The organism is Pantoea sp. SJZ147 (genome assembly GCF_007828605.1).
Classification (GTDB): Bacteria; Pseudomonadota; Gammaproteobacteria; order Enterobacterales; family Enterobacteriaceae; genus Pantoea; species Pantoea allii.
In genome coordinates this window covers 1-17,132 of the sequence record NZ_VIVB01000017.1, presented here as the reverse complement: position 1 = coordinate 17,132, position 17,132 = coordinate 1, and the positions used below count along the sequence as shown (strand labels likewise).

Annotated in this window: 19 protein-coding genes; 5 read left to right on the top strand and 14 right to left on the bottom strand. The window is 49.5% G+C overall.

Features of this window, described 5'->3' with window-relative positions:
* Positions 1-4 precede the first annotated feature (4 nt).
* From potG to FBY13_RS21115, 6 genes are all read right to left on the bottom strand, one after another.
* A complete protein-coding gene (gene potG, locus FBY13_RS21140) occupies positions 5-1,138 on the bottom strand; it encodes a putrescine ABC transporter ATP-binding subunit PotG (RefSeq protein ID WP_063878919.1) in 1,134 nt (377 codons plus the stop codon).
* Positions 1,139-1,252: 114 nt separating this feature from the next.
* Positions 1,253-2,362, bottom strand: a complete 1,110-nt coding sequence (potF, locus tag FBY13_RS21135) for a spermidine/putrescine ABC transporter substrate-binding protein PotF (RefSeq protein WP_063878918.1) — start codon at positions 2,360-2,362, stop codon at positions 1,253-1,255.
* Between the two features lie 492 nt (positions 2,363-2,854).
* Complete coding sequence (locus tag FBY13_RS21130) at positions 2,855-3,334, bottom strand: YbjN domain-containing protein (protein WP_063878917.1); 480 nt, start codon at positions 3,332-3,334, stop codon at positions 2,855-2,857.
* Positions 3,335-3,420: 86 nt separating this feature from the next.
* Positions 3,421-4,323, bottom strand: a complete 903-nt coding sequence (rimK, locus tag FBY13_RS21125; protein ID WP_063878916.1) for a 30S ribosomal protein S6--L-glutamate ligase — start codon at positions 4,321-4,323, stop codon at positions 3,421-3,423.
* A 22-nt stretch (positions 4,324-4,345) separates the two neighbouring features.
* Positions 4,346-5,068 (bottom strand): oxygen-insensitive NADPH nitroreductase, encoded by a 723-nt coding sequence (nfsA, locus tag FBY13_RS21120; protein ID WP_063878915.1) that lies wholly within the window; start codon positions 5,066-5,068, stop codon positions 4,346-4,348.
* Positions 5,069-5,079: 11 nt separating this feature from the next.
* On the bottom strand, positions 5,080-5,337 hold the full coding sequence (locus FBY13_RS21115) for a DUF1418 family protein (RefSeq protein ID WP_145395078.1): 258 nt from the start codon (positions 5,335-5,337) through the stop codon (positions 5,080-5,082).
* A 234-nt stretch (positions 5,338-5,571) separates the two neighbouring features.
* Between FBY13_RS21115 and FBY13_RS21110 the strand changes: the two genes are divergently transcribed.
* Positions 5,572-5,835 carry a GrxA family glutaredoxin gene (locus FBY13_RS21110; RefSeq protein WP_063878913.1) on the top strand — a complete coding sequence of 88 codons (264 nt, stop codon included), beginning with the start codon at positions 5,572-5,574 and terminating at the stop codon, positions 5,833-5,835.
* A gap of 114 nt (positions 5,836-5,949) precedes the next feature.
* Here FBY13_RS21110 and ybjM read toward each other — a convergent pair whose 3' ends face one another.
* Positions 5,950-6,315 carry an inner membrane protein YbjM gene (ybjM, locus tag FBY13_RS21105; protein WP_145395077.1) on the bottom strand — a complete coding sequence of 122 codons (366 nt, stop codon included), beginning with the start codon at positions 6,313-6,315 and terminating at the stop codon, positions 5,950-5,952.
* A 253-nt stretch (positions 6,316-6,568) separates the two neighbouring features.
* On the opposite strand from ybjM, the gene FBY13_RS21100 reads away from it, so the two are divergent.
* Entirely contained in the window at positions 6,569-8,257 is a 1,689-nt protein-coding gene (locus tag FBY13_RS21100; protein WP_063881139.1) for an aspartate:alanine antiporter, read from the top strand.
* Here the strand turns inward: FBY13_RS21100 and FBY13_RS23510 are convergent.
* Positions 8,252-8,410 carry a hypothetical protein gene (locus FBY13_RS23510; RefSeq protein WP_156506656.1) on the bottom strand — a complete coding sequence of 53 codons (159 nt, stop codon included), beginning with the start codon at positions 8,408-8,410 and terminating at the stop codon, positions 8,252-8,254. The genes FBY13_RS21100 and FBY13_RS23510 overlap by 6 nt on opposite strands.
* 217 nt (positions 8,411-8,627) lie before the next feature.
* Between FBY13_RS23510 and ybjG the strand changes: the two genes are divergently transcribed.
* On the top strand, positions 8,628-9,233 hold the full coding sequence (gene ybjG, locus FBY13_RS21095) for an undecaprenyl-diphosphate phosphatase (protein WP_063878911.1): 606 nt from the start codon (positions 8,628-8,630) through the stop codon (positions 9,231-9,233).
* A gap of 34 nt (positions 9,234-9,267) precedes the next feature.
* On the opposite strand, the gene FBY13_RS21090 is transcribed toward ybjG, so the two are convergent.
* Positions 9,268-10,470 carry a serine hydrolase gene (locus FBY13_RS21090; RefSeq protein WP_063878905.1) on the bottom strand — a complete coding sequence of 401 codons (1,203 nt, stop codon included), beginning with the start codon at positions 10,468-10,470 and terminating at the stop codon, positions 9,268-9,270.
* Between the two features lie 273 nt (positions 10,471-10,743).
* Here FBY13_RS21090 and FBY13_RS21085 point away from each other — a divergent pair, with 273 nt between their 5' ends.
* Positions 10,744-11,400, top strand: a complete 657-nt coding sequence (locus tag FBY13_RS21085) for an HAD family phosphatase (RefSeq protein ID WP_145395076.1) — start codon at positions 10,744-10,746, stop codon at positions 11,398-11,400.
* A 1-nt stretch (position 11,401) separates the two neighbouring features.
* Here FBY13_RS21085 and FBY13_RS21080 read toward each other — a convergent pair whose 3' ends face one another.
* Together FBY13_RS21080 and FBY13_RS21075 are read right to left on the bottom strand one after the other, a co-directional pair.
* Positions 11,402-12,538 carry a PQQ-dependent sugar dehydrogenase gene (locus FBY13_RS21080; protein ID WP_063878903.1) on the bottom strand — a complete coding sequence of 379 codons (1,137 nt, stop codon included), beginning with the start codon at positions 12,536-12,538 and terminating at the stop codon, positions 11,402-11,404.
* Positions 12,539-12,725: 187 nt separating this feature from the next.
* On the bottom strand, positions 12,726-13,361 hold the full coding sequence (locus tag FBY13_RS21075) for a carbonic anhydrase (RefSeq protein ID WP_013025190.1): 636 nt from the start codon (positions 13,359-13,361) through the stop codon (positions 12,726-12,728).
* Positions 13,362-14,047: 686 nt separating this feature from the next.
* Between FBY13_RS21075 and FBY13_RS21070 the strand changes: the two genes are divergently transcribed.
* A complete protein-coding gene (locus tag FBY13_RS21070; RefSeq protein ID WP_145395075.1) occupies positions 14,048-15,562 on the top strand; it encodes a hypothetical protein in 1,515 nt (504 codons plus the stop codon).
* 15 nt (positions 15,563-15,577) lie between these two features.
* Here the strand turns inward: FBY13_RS21070 and FBY13_RS21065 are convergent, their stop codons facing one another.
* The 3 genes from FBY13_RS21065 to FBY13_RS23825 are packed head-to-tail and all read right to left on the bottom strand — an operon-like array spanning position 15,578 to position 16,791.
* The gene (locus FBY13_RS21065; RefSeq protein ID WP_145395074.1) at positions 15,578-15,874 is read right to left on the bottom strand and encodes a hypothetical protein; all 297 of its coding nucleotides are present in this window, start codon (positions 15,872-15,874) and stop codon (positions 15,578-15,580) included.
* The gene (locus FBY13_RS21060) at positions 15,875-16,201 is read right to left on the bottom strand and encodes a hypothetical protein (RefSeq protein WP_145395073.1); all 327 of its coding nucleotides are present in this window, start codon (positions 16,199-16,201) and stop codon (positions 15,875-15,877) included. It abuts the gene before it with no gap.
* Positions 16,201-16,791: a hypothetical protein gene (locus tag FBY13_RS23825; protein WP_255474526.1), complete on the bottom strand. Its 591-nt coding sequence runs from the start codon at positions 16,789-16,791 to the stop codon at positions 16,201-16,203. Before FBY13_RS23825 ends, FBY13_RS21060 begins: the two co-directional genes overlap by 1 nt.
* Between the last annotated feature and the right edge of the window lie 341 nt (positions 16,792-17,132).

Sequence of the window (17,132 nt, the reverse complement as noted above, 5' to 3'; positions counted from 1 at the left end):
CTCCTTAAACCGTCAATACCACGCAGCTGTCACTGTCCCAACACAGACGCACTTGATCGCCCCAGGTCGGTAACCCTTTGCGGTAGCGATGTGCATTTTGTAGCTGGGCACTGAGCATCTGGCCGCTGTGCAGGCGAACATGGTAAATGGAGAGATCGCCCAGATAGGCAATGTGGACCACCTCACCGTCAGCAAAGTTACAACCATCGGCAGGCACGTCTTCACACAGCATCACTTTTTCAGGGCGCAGGGCGACGTGAACCGGCACGTTATCCACCACCGATACGTCTGAATCGACTTTAAGAGGATGCTTCAGGCCGGGGCTGTCAATCACCAGGCCGTCTTCCTGACGTTCGCGCAGCAGGCCTTCAAACACGTTTACCGAGCCGATAAACTCGGCGCTGTAGCGGCTGGTAGGATGCTCGTAAATCTCTTCCGGCTCACCGATCTGCACGAATTTGCCGCGGTTCATGATGGCAATACGCCCTGCCATCGTCATGGCTTCTTCCTGATCGTGCGTCACCATTACACAGGTCGCCCCAACGCGCTCCAGAATGTCCACCACTTCCAGTTGCATGCGGTCGCGTAGCTTTTTGTCCAGCGCCCCCATAGGTTCATCCAGCAGCAGCAGTTTCGGCCGCTTCGCCAGGCTGCGCGCCAGCGCCACGCGCTGACGTTGACCACCCGAAAGCTGGTGCGGTTTGCGTTTGGCAAATTCCTGCATGTGTACCAGCGACAGCATTTCTTCGACGCGTTGGGTGATTTCCCCTTTTGCCAGTTTGTCCTGCTTCAGGCCAAAAGCAATGTTCTGCTCTACCGTCATATGGGGAAACAGCGCGTAGCTCTGGAACATCATATTAATAGGACGTTGATAGGGCGCGACATGCGACAGATCGTGACCATCCAGTACAATCTGGCCGCTGGTGGGCTGTTCAAACCCTGCCAACATGCGTAACAGGGTTGATTTGCCACAGCCGGACGCGCCGAGCAGGGCAAAAATCTCGCCTTTATAAATGGTCAGGCTGACGTCGTCCACGGCATGCTGGCCGTCAAAGGATTTGGTCAGATTACGAATTTCCAGCAGCGGCGTTAACGCTTTTGCTGTTTTATTTTGCGGGCGAGGGATGGCATCGTTCACGAATGTAGTTCTCCGGAGCCAGGCGGAACAACGCGGCAAACAGTGCCGCTAAAAATGGCACAACAGAGGCCTGTACTGCGCCTCTGTTGCTGTTGCATAACATATGCTGTCGAATTACTTACCGCTTTTAACCTTAGTCCATGCACGTGTGCGCACGCGATCCAGTTTCGGGTCCTGAATCTTCAGCACAAACAGTTTGGCCATCGCATCCGGTGTGGGGTAAATACCCGGGTTGTTACGGATATCGGCATTAATTAACGGCAGTGAGGCTTTATTGCCGTTGGCGTAATTCATTTTATTGGACACGTCAGCAATGACTTTCGGATCCATGATGTAGTTCAGCCAGGCGTAAGCCGCATCAATATCTTTTGCGTCTTTAGGAATCGCCATCATATCGAAGAACGCGAGTGCGCCCTCTTTCGGTACGCTGTAACCAATGTTGACGCCATTCTTCGCTTTCTCCGCGCGGTTTTTCGCCTGAAGAATATCGCCCGACCAGCCAATGGCCACACAGATATTGCCGTTCGCCAGGTCGTTAATATATTGCGAAGAGTGGAAGTAACGAATATTGGGACGCAGCTTCAGCAAGAGATCCGTCGCGGCACCGGAATAATCTTTCGCATCGCTGCTGTTAGGATCTTTGCCCAGGTAGTTAAGTACGGTGGCAAAGATCTCTTCGGGCGCATCCAGGAAAGAAACGCCACAGCTTTTCAGTTTTTCCAGGTTTTCTGGTTTCATCACCAGATCCCAACTGTTTACCGGCGCATCAGCGCCCAGCGCGGCTTTAACTTTTTCGACGTTATAACCAATTCCGGTGGTGCCCCACAAATATGGAATGGCATATTTATTATCCGGGTCATGCTGGGCGACTTTCGCCATCAAGGCAGGGTCCAGATTTTTATAGTTTGGCAGTTTGCTTTTATCCAGCGGCTGAAACACGCCAGACTGAAGTTGACGTCCCAGGAAACTCGATGAAGGCACCACGATGTCATAGCCGGTGCTACCAGCCATCAGTTTGCCTTCCAGGACTTCATTGGAATCAAACACGTCATAGACCACTTTAATACCGGTCTGCTTTTCAAAATTAGGCACGGTATCTGGCGAAATATAATCCGACCAGTTATAAACGTGCAGCGTCTTATCTTCCGCCATGGTACTGGCTGAAGCAGCCATCAGCACCCCAGCCACCACACCTGACAACCATTTTTGACGTTGGTTGAACATGCTTTTAATCCTCCTGAGCGGGTTATAACAACGCTGCACATCAGTGATTCGGTTTTGCGTTTAGTGATTAAAAATCAGTTACACAATGAATCATTATTCAGTGGACGTTTAATAGTAAAAACCTATACCTGCACGGCATTGTCACTGTTGTCGCCGCCCCGCAAGCATAGCCCCCCCGTTCAGGGTTAACCAGATCTCAGCGTAAAAAACGCCTGAACTCAATATTTTATGCATGTTTAAGCTATGAGGTTCGGCTTTTATGGCATAAACAACGTCATTAATCTGGCAATTAAGGGCTTAATGCAGAATAAAACATTACGGTTATAAATTAACCTGTGTTGTTCACTATTGATAACATTAAGAATTACAGGCGCGGAACCGCAAAAATCGTCGTTGTGGCGTCAGCCAGGAGGGGAAATACGTGGCAGGTAACAAAGGGCGCGTCGGAAATAAAAAAGCCGTCAATGATGACGGCTTAATCAACGCAGATGTTTAATGCAGGACAGAATGCATGGCGCTGCTTGCAACATGCTCTTCATCTTCACCTATCATCAGCAAATTATTGGCAAAGGCTTCCATGATGACCATGGAAATCTCTTCTTCACTCTGCTTCATAAAATGCGAGAACTGACCGAAGGTTAACCCGGCCGTGGTCATCATTGACTGGCAAACAATAAGCTTAGGCAGATTGTCATCCTGTATATCGATGAACGCCTTAACCGTCAACGAACTGGCGTTGATTTGCGATAAGTCACCCACCAGCGGAATTAATGCGGTCGGTTTGACTTCCGCCAGTGCTGAAAACAGAATGACGTTATCGACCAGGTCGATTTTAGCGTCAAACACCCCGTCGAAGTTTTGCATATGCGGCAAATGAAGCGCCTGGCAAGCATCACATTCAAACCAAGTGATATTTTGCTGATCCAGCCAACGACGCAGCAGGTCGATATCCGGAACGACAAGAGAATCCATTGTAAAATCCCATGGGGTGATAAATAAGCGACCTAGCTTACGGAAAAACCGGGTGAGATTCCACGAAAACCACTGGAAAACGCGGGTCAACCCGCGGTTTTAGGACGGAGCCCGGGGGTAGCATGTCGTTCAATGTGGTCGATCATCATGCCTGCAATGTCCAGACCGCTTGTGGTTTCAATGCCTTCCAGGCCGGGAGACGCATTTACCTCCATGACCAACGGGCCACGTTTTGAGCGCAGAATATCCACGCCTGCCACATCCAGCCCCAGTACAGCGGCAGCTTTTACCGCCATCTCACGTTCCTGCTCGCTGATGTCAACCGTACAGGCGGTACCGCCTCGATGTAAATTCGAACGGAAATCCCCTTCTTTCGCCTGACGCTCAATGGCTGCCACGACACGATCGCCAATCACCAGGCAACGCACATCGCGTCCGCGCGCTTCCTGGATAAACTCCTGCACTAAAATATGTGCATTAAGCCCGCGAAAGGCATCAATGACGCTTTCTGCCGCCTGGCGCGTCTCGGCCAGCACGACGCCAATGCCCTGGGTTCCCTCGACCAGTTTCACCACCAGCGGCGCACCGCCCACCATGGCGATCAGGTCCTGAGTATCATCCGGAGAAGAGGCAAAACCCGTTACCGGCATATCTATCCCGTCCCGGGCCAGCAGTTGCAGGGAACGGAGTTTGTCGCGCGCGCGGGTCACAGCGGCGGATTCATTTAACGGATAACTGCCGCACATTTCGAACTGGCGTAACACCGCGGTGCCATAAAAGGTAATACCGGTGCCAATGCGCGGAATAACGGCATCGAAATGCCCCAACAGCTCGCCGCGGTAGTGAATACCGGGCGAGGCGGGGTTAATGTTCATATAACAAGAGAGAGGATCAATGATCTGCACAAAATGACCGCGCTGTTCGGCGACGTCACGTAAACGGCGACAGGAATAAAGCGTTCCATCGCGCGACAGAATGGCCATTTTCATCCATCAAAATCCTTGCGTTAAATTAGCGTGTTGCCCAGCCCTGCTGATGCAGGTAATCCAGCATAAACGGGCGGGTTTCTTTGATGATCAGGCGCTGAATCAACTGGCTCCAGGTTTCGCTACGCTGATTGCTGTCGCGTTGTTCATAGTAGATCGCCGTACGGCTATCGTAATCAGCCAGCACAGCCGGGTCCACAGGTTGATAACGATTTTCATGTACCAGCATCGACTGCGGAATACGTGGTTTCACATCCGGCACGGATTCAGGATAGCCCAGGCAGAAACCAAACAGCGGCAGTACAAACTTTGGCAGCCCCAGCAGCTCGGTTACCTGGGCGATGTTGTTACGAATACCACCAATAAATACGCCGCCCAGCCCCAGGGATTCTGCTGCTACCATGGCATTCTGCGCCATCAGTGCTGTATCCACACAGCCGAGCAGCAGCTGTTCTGCCCGGCCTAACTGGGCATCCGGGCAGATTTGCAGATGACGATTAAAGTCCGCGCAAAATACCCAAAATTCCGCCGCATCGGCCACCCACGTCTGGCCGCCCGTCAGGGTGACCAGTTGATCGCGTAACGCCGGATCGGTCACGCGTACAATGGATGAGCACTGCAAAAAGCTGGATGTGGACGCCGATTGCGCCGCAGCAATAATCGCGTCACGCTGTTCAGTACTCACCTTCTGGTCAGTGAAAGAACGGATTGAACGGTGGCTGCACAGTAAATCGATAGTCGGTGTCATAAAATCTCCAGCTAATTCTCTTTTTTTTCAGATTGGTTGAACAACTGCGGCGCCAGTGCTTTGGCACAGCGCCACATCAACAGCCAGGCGGCAGGCAACATCAGCATAATGCCGATGATAAACAGCGCGGTCGCTAAGTGCTTACTTCCGGCACCGTTGGGCAGGCCAGGTAACCAACGGTTAACCACGACCAGCGCGCCGACAATAAGCAAACCGCCCAGCGCTTCCATTGCCAGTATGGTCTTAGGCAACGTTGCGATGTTCCGCATAGCTTTCTCCTGCCTCAAGGCTAATTGACTCTCAATTATGGATAACATCCCTTAAATTGCACATCAGCGGTTTCAGATCGCGCTCTGACTCACTTTGTGGATTCATAGGATGCAGGCATCAGACTAACAGGTAAATCCTGCTTTCTTTAAGCGCGACGAGCGGGCATCATTATCGGCTTTCCTGACTTTGTCGTGTGATCATCATCACACAACGTACCTCGCAAGGAGTTCTCAATGATTGCTGTTATTTTTGGTCGTCCCGGCTGCCCTTACTGCGTTCGCGCCAAAGAACTGGCGGATAAACTGCAGGCCGATCGTGATGATTTCAACTACCAGTATGTTGATATTCAGGCGGAAGGCATCACCAAAGCCGATCTCGAAGCCAGTGCGGGCAAACCGGTCAGCACCGTACCGCAGATTTTCCTGGACGATCAGCATATCGGTGGCTACACCGAGTTTGCGGCGTGGACAAAAGAGAACCTGGGATTTGTTGCCTGAGCAACAGAGGCGGTAACCTGAATGTGCGCGCTGGCGTGATGCCAGCCGCGCCTTAATGAAATGGCTGACCTGACTCAACAGGATAACGGGCAGTACATAACCCCGTATAAGCACTTAACGTCTGGACGCGGCGATCAGTCGCAGCAACCGCACGAGTAGTGCACCGCATCCCGCCCAAAACATGCCGCTCAGGCTCCAGATAGCAATATAATCCCATCGGGTAGGCTCAGCGAAAACGCCATGCAATAACAGCGCGGCCAGTAGCGTCCCGGTAAACGCCATAATCAGCGTACTTTTTAGCGGGGCCTCTTGCTGCATCAGCGCCATTAATGCACCAGGTAGCAAAAAAAGCAGCAGTTCAGGCTGGCCGTGTAACACCTGCTTATCTAACAGCCGGAAATCCTGGGTAAACATAAAGACTAAACAATAAAACACGCCACCTGACAGGCAGGTTGCCCAGAAATAATAACGCTGCGGCATAACTCCCCACTCATTAAAAACTCGCCAAAACATCGTCTGTGACCTTGCTGAGCCCGGTGGAAATAAAAATAAACAGCCGTTTGCCATACGAATGAAAGTCGCCAATGGCTGAGAATGGTTTTTCTGATTAGAATATCGGCCTCGTTACCTTTTCAGAAATCGATGATCGCTGAAGGTAATCTTACGGCTTGCTCAAGATAGCGAAAAACAAGCCTCTCTTCAATAGGTTACAAGTAAACAAGAAGTTAAAATGTTGAATGTTAACATCGCAGAATTGTTAAGAGGTAATGACATTCTGTTATTATTTTTCGTGCTGGCTCTGGGACTTTGTCTGGGGAAATTACGTTTTGGCTCGGTGCAACTCGGCAATTCCATTGGCGTATTAGTGGTTTCGTTATTATTAGGCCAGCAGCACTTCTCGATGAATACAGATGCCCTAAGCCTGGGCTTTATGTTGTTTATTTTTTGTGTCGGTATTGAGGCGGGTCCCAACTTTTTTTCTATTTTCTTTCGGGACGGCAAAAACTATTTCATGCTCGCCATCGTGATGGTGGTCAGCGCCCTGCTGTTGGCCCTGGGATTTGGCAAATTCTTTGGCTGGGATATCGGGCTGACCGCGGGCCTTCTGGCCGGTTCCATGACCTCTACGCCGGTGCTGGTCGGTGCAGGCGATACGTTGCGCCAGAGCATCAGCGATCCTAAACAGCTCAGCATGATGCAGGATCAACTCAGTCTGGGCTATGCCGTTACCTATCTGATAGGTCTAGTCAGCCTGATTTTTGGCGCTCGCTATCTGCCCCGTCTGCAACATCAGGACTTACCCACCAGCGCACAACAAATTGCACGTGAGCGCGGCCTTGACGCTGACAGCCAGCGCAAAGTGTTTCTGCCGGTGATTCGTGCTTATCGTGTGGGCCCGGAGCTGGTGGCATGGAGCGGCGGTAAGAATCTACGTGAACTCGGGATCTATCGCCAGACAGGCTGCTATATCGAACGTATCCGCCGTAATGGCATCCTCGCCAGTCCGGATGGCGATGCGGTGCTGCAACTGGGGGATGATATTTCGCTGGTGGGCTATCCGGATGCGCACGCGCGACTGGATGCCAGCTTCCGTAACGGAAAAGAAGTCTTTGACCGCGATTTGCTGGATATGCGGATTGTGACCGAAGAGATTGTGGTAAAAAACCACAACGCCGTAAACAAGCGGCTGAGCAAACTCAATCTTACCGATCACGGCTGCTTTTTAAACCGCGTGATTCGCAGCCAGATTGAGATGCCAATTGACGACAATATCATGCTCAATAAAGGCGATGTGTTGCAGGTCAGTGGTGAGGCGCGGCGGGTAAAAAGTGTGGCGGATCGCATTGGCTTTATTGCGATTCACAGCCAGATAACCGACCTGCTGGCATTCTGTGCCTTTTTTATCATCGGCCTGATGGTCGGGTTGATTACGTTTCAATTCAGCAACTTCAGTTTCGGCATCGGTAATGCCGCTGGGTTGTTGTTTGCCGGCATTATGCTGGGCTTCCTGCGCGCTAACCATCCCACCTTTGGCTATATTCCGCAAGGTGCGCTGACGATGGTTAAAGAGTTTGGGCTGATGGTGTTTATGGCAGGCGTTGGCCTGAGTGCCGGGAGCGGTATCGACCATGGCATATCGGCTAACGGCGCGCTGATGCTCTTGTGCGGTCTGTTGGTCAGCCTGTTACCGGTAGTGATTTGCTACCTGTTTGGCGCTTATGTTTTACGCATGAACCGCGCGCTGCTTTTCGGGGCCATTATGGGTGCACGCACCTGCGCACCTGCTATGGAGATTATCAGCGATACGGCGCGCAGTAATATCCCTGCGCTGGGCTATGCCGGCACCTACGCCATCGCGAACGTTTTGCTGACGCTGGCGGGCACATTAATCGTTATTATCTGGCCGTTACTGTCCTTATAAAATTTTTTTACTGACGTCCAGAACTTTTTTTACCGACCACAGTCTGAATAAGTGCCACTGCTTTTCTTTGAAATCCCCAAATTGTGGAGCCCGCTGGTCTTTTTCCCAGCGGGTTTTTTTATGCCTTGCATCCTGCCCGCCCCACTTCAACATTAAAACTTCACCAAACTTAAACCATTTTGCAACCTTAGTGCAGATTAAGAACCTTGTGATGGACTCTCTGCCCGTCTGCACGCAGGATAGGCAGCTTATTTTGTTAGCAACATGTGCTAGCAGATGCGACAGACTCAATCTGCTTTTGCCCGTTGGCTTAAGCCCTTTTTCCGGGATTGAGAGAATCTGAACATCAGTAAGAGGAAACGACCACGTAATGGAAGAATTGAACCGCACCCTATTTATGGCGATTAACGCTACCTCAGACTCACCTCACTGGTTATTGCAGCTTGCCCTCTTCATAGCCAAAGACGTCATTGCCATTGTCCCGCTGCTGATTGTGGCATTGTGGCTGTGGGGACCGCGCGATCAGGTGGCGTCACAGCGAGTGCTGGTGTTAAAAACCGGCATCGCGCTGCTCTATGCATTAGCCATTTCCTGGTGCGTGGGACAACTGTTCCCGCATCCGCGTCCGTTTGCGATCAACTTCGGCCATCAGTTTCTGGCACACGCTGCCGACGACTCGTATCCCAGCGATCACGGCACCACGATTTTCACCTTTGCGCTGGCTTTCCTGTTCTGGCACCGGCTCTGGTCGGGCATTATCCTGATGGTGGTCGCCACTGCGATTGCCTGGTCACGTGTTTATCTTGGCGTGCACTGGCCAATGGATATGCTGGGCGGTTTTCTGGTGGGAATGCTGAGTTGCCTGGCGTCGCACCTTGCCTGGCAGCTGTATGGCGAACGTCTGCTTAATATCATTAACCCGTTCTATCGGGCGCTGTTCGCTTTACCGATACGTAAAGGCTGGACACAAGGTTAATACACAAGGGACGCCGCGGCGTCCCTTCCGTTTTTTAGCTGAACCACTTCCCGAACCAGCCGTTAAACTTCATCATCACAAAATCAATGATACGGTTGAAGAAGCCGCCTTCCGGCACATCCTGCAGCACCACCAGCGGACGCTGTTCAATCGTTTTGCCGTCCAGTTGAAAATCAATGGTGCCGACCACCTGGTTTTTCTTCAACGGCGCCTCTAGCTGCGGCGATGTCAGGCTGTAGCTGGCTTTCAGGTTTTTCATCTGCCCTTTAGGAATGGTCAGTGCCGCGTCTTTTTCCACTCCAAGGTTGACCTGATTCTGTTCGCCAAACCAGACGCGCTGCTGGGCAAAAGGGGCATCCGCTTTAATTGGGGTCACGGTTTCAAAAAAGCGGAAACCCCACGTCAGTAATTTTTCACTCTCGCGGAAGCGAATGGCATCGCTGGCGGTTCCCAAAACAACCGAGATCAGCCGCATATCGCCTTCGGTGGCTGAGGCCACCAGATTATTACCGGCACCAGAGGTGTGACCGGTTTTGATACCGTCCACCTTCAGATTGCTGCTCCAGAGCAGACGGTTACGGTTTATCTGACGGATGTTGTTAAAGGTAAACTCTTTTTCCTTGTTCAGGGCATACTCTTCCGGCACATCGCGAATCAACGCCTGACCAATCAGCGCCATGTCGCGCGCGGTACTGTACTGCCCCTCGGCATCCAGGCCATGCACCGTCATAAAATGGGTGTTTTTCAGGCCAAGCGCATTGACATAGTTATTCATCAGACCAATAAAGGAATCCTGACTGCCAGCCACATAGTCCGCGAGTGCGATGCAGGCATCGTTCCCGGACTGGATCACAATGCCTTTGTTCAGCTCATGCACCGGAATGCGGTCACCGGGCTTAAGAAACATCAGCGAAGAACCGCGCAGTTTGGGATTGCCGGTAGCCCAGGCATCCTGCCCCACCGTCACCATATCATCGGGTTTAATTTTGCCGGATTTGATTGCCTGCCCAACCACATAGCTGGTCATCATTTTTGTCAGGCTGGCAGGATCGAGTCGCTGATCGGCATTCGACTCTGTCAGAACTTTACCGCTGGCATAGTCGATTAAGATCCAGGCCCTGGCATCAATTTGAGGCGCGGCGGGTGCCTGTTCAGCAAAAACAGCCATCGGCGCGATGAGTAACAACGAGGTCGCAGCGATGCGCCGCAGGGGAGATGAAAAGCAAGTATTTGTCATGGGCTTGGCCGGATTGTCCTTAGTAAAACGAAAGTCAAAGGCTTAACACCTTCTGTGAGAACGCTACCCGCTGGCGTCAATGAAAAAAACCGCTTAATCGTAAAGTTTTATAGATTTTAGTAGATTAACCCTGGTCTGAGCGCCGCGCGCGTGCCATTTTCCCTCACGAATGTCGCACATAAAAATGCGCTAAATTCTGATTTTTTAATCAAAAAGTTAAGGCCGTCACAAAACTGGGTTAACCTGACTTTATTCAATCGAGGAGAACCCCCTATGGATTTAGCCCTGTTTGATCTGGATGAAACGCTGATTAGCGAGGACAGTACCGGCCTGTGGCTGCGCTGGCTGGTCTCACAAGGCTTCGCCTCCAGTGACCTGCTTGATGAAGAACAGGAATTAATGCGCCAGTATTACGCCGGAACGCTGTCCATTGACGAGTACATGCGTAAAACCCTCTCCCCCTTAGCCGGGATGGCAACGATGACGGTGGAAGGATGGGTTCGGCGCTTTATTCACCGCGATATTATGCCGCGCGTCTTTCCTGAAGCGCGGGCGCGTCTCGACTGGCATCAGGCGCGCGGAGACAGAATTATCGTCATTTCCGCCAGCGGCGAGCATCTGGTGAATCCGATTGCCCGCCAGCTTGGTGCCTGTGGCGCGCTGGCTATCGGCGTGGAAGTGGTGGATGAGCGCTACAGCGGCAATACCTATGGCACCATGACGTTTCAGCAGGGCAAAGTGAAACGGGTGGAAGAATGGAAGGCTGAGCGCCCTGCGGAACAGTACGCACATACCTGGGCCTACAGTGACTCCATGAATGACCTGCCCATGCTGGCGCAGGCCGATTATGCACACGTGATAAACCCGGCCGAGCCGCTGCGCCAGGAAGCCGAAAAACGCGGCTGGCAGGTCTGCCACTGGGTCCGCTAATTTAACCGCGGGACGCGCTGGCGTCCTGCTTCAGACCTACCTTCAGTAATTTACCTTCGGCTTCATCTGTTAAGACATAAAGATAGCCATCTGGCCCCTGGCGGACATCGCGGATGCGTTCATTTCGCCCGTCCAGTAAGCGTTGCTCTTCCACCACTTTCTCGCCGTTAATGTGCAACCGAATCAGGTTCTTCTCTTTCAGCGCCCCGATAAACAGGGAGTTTTTCCACTGCGGGAAACGCGCGCTGTTATAAAAGGCCATACCACTGATCGCCGGTGAGACTTTCCAGTAAAACGCGGGCTGTTCCGTGCCCTCAACGTGCGTGCCTTTAGATTCCGGGACCTTACTGCCGTTGTAATCAATACCGTAGGTGGCCAGCGGCCAGCCATAGTTTTTGCCCTTCTGGATGATATTCACCTCATCTCCACCGCGCGGACCGTGTTCACTTTCCCACATCGTCTGCGTCCAGGGATTCAGCGCCAGCCCTTGCGGATTGCGCAGGCCATAGGCCCAGATTTCTGGCCGCGCGCCCTGCCTGTCAACGAAAGGATTATCTTTTGGCACGCTGCCGTCCGCGTTCAGGCGCAGCAGTTTGCCCTGAAGTTTATCGAGGTCCTGTGCGGCGCTGCTGACAAAGTTGTCGCCAAAGGCAATCCATAAAAAGCCCTGACGATCAAAGGCCAGCCGGGTCCCGATGTTGTTACCGCTTGAGAGGCGCGGCGTTTGCTGAATTACCGCATGAAAATCGGTTAACTGGCGATTGTCGTTACTGAGTTTGCCGTAGCCCACCACGGCGCCGGCCTTGCCGTTGCTGTCCGCTTCGGTATAGCTGAGCCAGACGCGGCGGCTCTGCGCAAAATCGGGTGCCAGCACCACGTCCAGCAGTCCGCTCTGACGCTGCGCCCAGACCTTCGGCACGCCCTGAATCGGTTCGGACAAGCCGCTGTCTGGCCGCCAGCTGCGCAGTTGACCGGATCGTTCGGTGATCAGTAGGGTTTGATTATCCGGCAAAAACGCCACTGACCAGGGATGATCCAGCTTATCCTGGAGCACCTCAACCTTGAGTTCATCAGCCCACAGCGGGCTGGAAAAGAGTAGCGCGCCACTGAATAACAACGGGATCGAAACACGGGACATAACCTTCTCCTCACAGGGTGCAGTGTTGTTAAGCGTAGTCAGCGGGTCGGGGATGCTGTTGAGGATTTACAAAAGATTAAACAAGGTGTTGGCAGCAGGATGCGCAATGGCAGGCGCGGGAGAAGCCGACCGAAAAGGTATCGTGAAGAGAAGAGACCGCCCGCAGTAAGATAGCGGGCGGAAGCGGTTATTCGAAACAGGTGTCCGGGTTTTCCGCCAGTGAGATAAACTCTTTACCGCCTGGCGTCAGAGCCAGAATCGTGCCGCTTTCAATATCGTACACCCAGCCGTGCAGCCGCAGTTTACCCTGACGTAACCCGACCGATACCGACGGGTGAGTTTTCATGTTGTTTAGCTGGGCAATCACGTTTTCCTGCACCATTTCGTTGAGTTTTTTCTCAGGCGAATCGTATTCACGCTGCTCAACCACCGCTTTTGCCGCATCGGCATAACGCAGCCAGTGCTCAACGGCTGGCATCGAATCCATACAGGCACAGGAGGCGATGGCGTTCATTGCGCCACAGTTGGAGTGACCACAGATGATGATGTCAGAAACGCCCAGCGCCATGACCGCGTACTCAATGGTCGCTGACACACCGCCCGGCTCCGGGCCAAAAGAGGGCACAATGTTGCCCGCATTGCGGATAACGAACAGCTGCCCAGGTTCCTGCTGCGTCACCAGTTCCGGCACCAGACGGCTGTCTGAGCAAGAGATAAACAGCGCTTTTGGATTCTGGTTTGATGCCAGACTTTTAAAAAGCGCTTTTCTTTCGGGAAAGACTGTCTGCTGAAAACTCAGAAACCCGTTGATGATCTCTTTCATTATTTCGCTCTCACATTATCCACGTCATGATCTGAAGAAACGGTGCCTTCAGTACTTGTTAAGCGATTCATTATTAATGAAAACAAGCAAATATCAACCGAGAATCTGGGCAAAAGCCCGCCAGTAAAGTCAGGATTGTTAAATATTTATTCCCTCCAGTTATTAGGTGTTTATTGGAATTTCTTTTACAGAACGGTGAGTTAGTGCTTTTCCCCCGCCCGCCTGCTCTGCCGTTTCGTCAACGGCAACCGCGCCTGACCTTTACCGGTTTTTGCGTTACTTTACGCTTAACCAATCCCTTACAGATAACGCTACAATTTTCATCACAACACAGGTAAAATCGCGCGCCATTGCTGTGCTGAACCGGAAACCACCTTATGTCCACTACGAATACACTGCCGCCGCGCGTAGGATTTGTCTCGCTTGGCTGCCCAAATGTCAACAATCCAAATCAATGAGCATTGAATATATCAGTTCCATCCAAATTTCTTAGCTATTATCATTGATGTTCAAACTATTCAGATGTAAAACTAAAACGATAATATTTTCACCATAAATCACTAAAATATTAAACTCCGAACCTCACCTAAAAAATCAGTTATCGATAAATCTTAACCTAGTATATTCGCAACTGATCTTTATTAAAGCCAATGAATAATTAAATAGCATTTAACATGGAGTATAAGATGGGTATAGACACAGGTGCTAAAGCTAGATTAGGAATCTTAAAAAGAGACAGTGAGCAGCAAATAGTTTCACCATTTAAAAGTCATGGCTGGGAAGTCACACTTGCATCTGAATTAGATGGTGAAAGCAGCTTGATTTATCACGCTAGCAAAGAAAACATTAAGAAAAGAATTGGAGTGTTATATTCAGAATCTAGCTCAAAACAAACCTACGCCATGCTCGACTCTCATGCTGACATTATACTGATTAATGGGAGTGCTGAGAATCATGACAAATGGGATGGCGGAATACAAACTGAGGTTATTTCCATTAAAGAGTCCTTGAGCTTACTCATCCGCTGGAATAGAGAAATAACCCCACCTAAAAAAACTAAGCCTGTAGATGCTAAGAAACCAATAAGAAGAGTTACAACTGAGCGTCCATTAGAAAGAATTTGGTACATACTTAATCAATACGCAAGCATAGAGCTTGCTAAGAAACTTATTCAGCGTAGACATGATATGCTTGGAAAAGATATTAGCAGTGAGATACTTACATCTAAAGCGATAGGTTTATCATACACAATTAAGAATGCTTCAGACTATTTTAAAGCAGCCCCGCATGAAAGTTATAATAAACGCGTAATCAGTTTATATTACGGCACATTATCATTGGCATTTGCTGAAATGCTTGCCTCACCCGGTGGTGCATCAGGTTTGGATGAAGTAGAAGGCATGACAAAGCAAGGACACGGGCTTTATACAGTTCCATCAGAAAAAGGAACTTTCAACACATTTAATGTTGGAGTCCTCGCTACTGGCTTCTTCCCAAGATGGATGGATTTCTTGAATGTAGACATTTCTGAATATCCCAAAAGGAAACCTAAATCAGCAAGTGACTTAGATACGATCCCCTTCCAGTTTTATGCCACCATTGAGAATCTTATATCATCTATTCCCGATTTAGGCGATATGTTATCAGATGTATTCAATATTTCACCTTCATGGTTCACTGTTGCATTTGATATGTCAGGTAACCCTAGAAGTTCAAGGCATGAAAAGTCACCATCCAGCTATATCAATCTCTATGATCATTCTGGTATTTTTGATTTCAAAAGAATCTCCAGCACTTCTTGGCCTATTACTGAAGTTAATAAAGTCGATGATAAAGACCCTTTTGATGAGAAAAACATCAGTAAATATAGAGCTAGAGTAGATCATGAAGGATATGACTATTGGCACGAAGTGTTGCCGATACGAAACAGTTCATTTACTAATAGTCAGTTCATGGTGGTGCCAGTGTTAGGTGGCAATACAGAATATCGTGCTAATGCGTTAGCAATATTGTATGCATTGTCAATCATGGTCAGGTATATGCCAAGTCTTTGGAGAAGGGTGGAGGGAGGCGATCAAGACCAATATTTCACAACTGTTCAGTTCATGCTTGATATTTTTGAACGAAATCTTCCACATGAATTTCTTGAGTCGATTTCTGATGAGAGAATTGTTACAGGACTTCCAGGTGGATTGTTTTAGATTTTAACAATTTGATTAACCACCACCAATCAAGATTATCAGTACTTTCCACACATCAGCAAGTGGGATTGTGGGAAGTACAACCCCAAACAAAGCCAGTACTGGAATCGCTACATAGTTCCACGCAACGATGAACGTTAGCACATAGCCCAAAGCCTGACGCCACGTAAACCCCTTGCGTGTTTCCTCAAGTGTGATCTCATTCTGTTGTTCAGAATTCTTTGCCTCTAACTCTTCTTTGCTTTCCTGCTTCTTAGTGAAGTACCCCACTGCGGTCTTTACTAACTCTAAAATTGTACCTAATACGAACATTTAGACTAATTCCTTTAATTGAATGACGAATAGCTGAACCCATACGCCCTTTATAAATACTTTTCTCTTACGTAAGACCCTACAAGGCCATTCTTCATCGTGCCGTGTCCAAGTACTGAATTGTCCCGGTTTTAAATCCTTTGGTTCTGTACCATCCATGTATGCGATATTCATACACATTCCCGCATTAGGGTTAACTTTATATTCTCCAGTATGAAACTCTGGAGCCATTTCACTTGAATGATACACAAAGCTATTCATTAATGGTTCAACACCTGCAAGTGCCAAGTCTTGATTCTGTTCTTGTGTATAGTGTTGTTCTGTCATTATTCTGTCCTTCTTGTAAATTTAAAAGTACCGTTAACATCACTCAAAAGTAACTTCGCCCCATCTTCAGCATTCTTGAAAAAATCGTAAACAAGTTTTCTTCTCTTCTTTTCCTTAATGCCTATTACACGTTTTGAGTGCTGTTTCTTAGATTTCTTAGTTGTATCAATCAGGTATTTCTTACCCTTCTCTTCAACAACAATAAGTTTCTTACTTGATATGCCCTTATTTAAAGTACTTATATTTCCCTGTTTAGTTAAACGGGCTGATCCTGTCGGAATGATCTTTTCATATAGTTCATTTGAATCTGCAGGATTAAGTACTGATCTCAGGTATGCAGCCTGATCACCACGTACAATTATTTGATTGATTCGTTTGTCACCTGACTGTATGTAATTGAAGAACAACGCACGCTTAGTGAATGCCACCGGGCCGCCCTTAATTTCTTCATTTAGTTGATTTTGCATCTGGCGGGCAAGTTCTCTACATCTCTTAGTAATTTCACTCTGTACGTTAATGATGATCCTGCCGCCTTCATCGTTTATCCATCGTCCCGCATCATCCGGGCCGCTTCCCTGTCTCCAAGCCATTATGTTAACCATCCTTGTATTTCTTGTATTACGCCATATAGACGGCGGCGATCCTTCGCATTAGGTAATCTTGCTTTGTGCATCAACGCAAGGTTGATACATGCGGGATGTAAACCCACTGAAAGAATCAATGCCGCCTCGACAAGTAATGTCTCTTTCATGCTTTTGAAGGGCCATAAGATTGTACGGGTGTACTCAATCCCTTCTTCAATCTTCGAGTTAACTATCTTTGAGCTTGAGCTATAGTGACCTGCCCCCAGTATTAGATACAACCATCAGTTAGTAATGTCGGTTTGTTTACCTTCACATTTTCCATTCCGCCACCGTGCTGCAAACTCTGA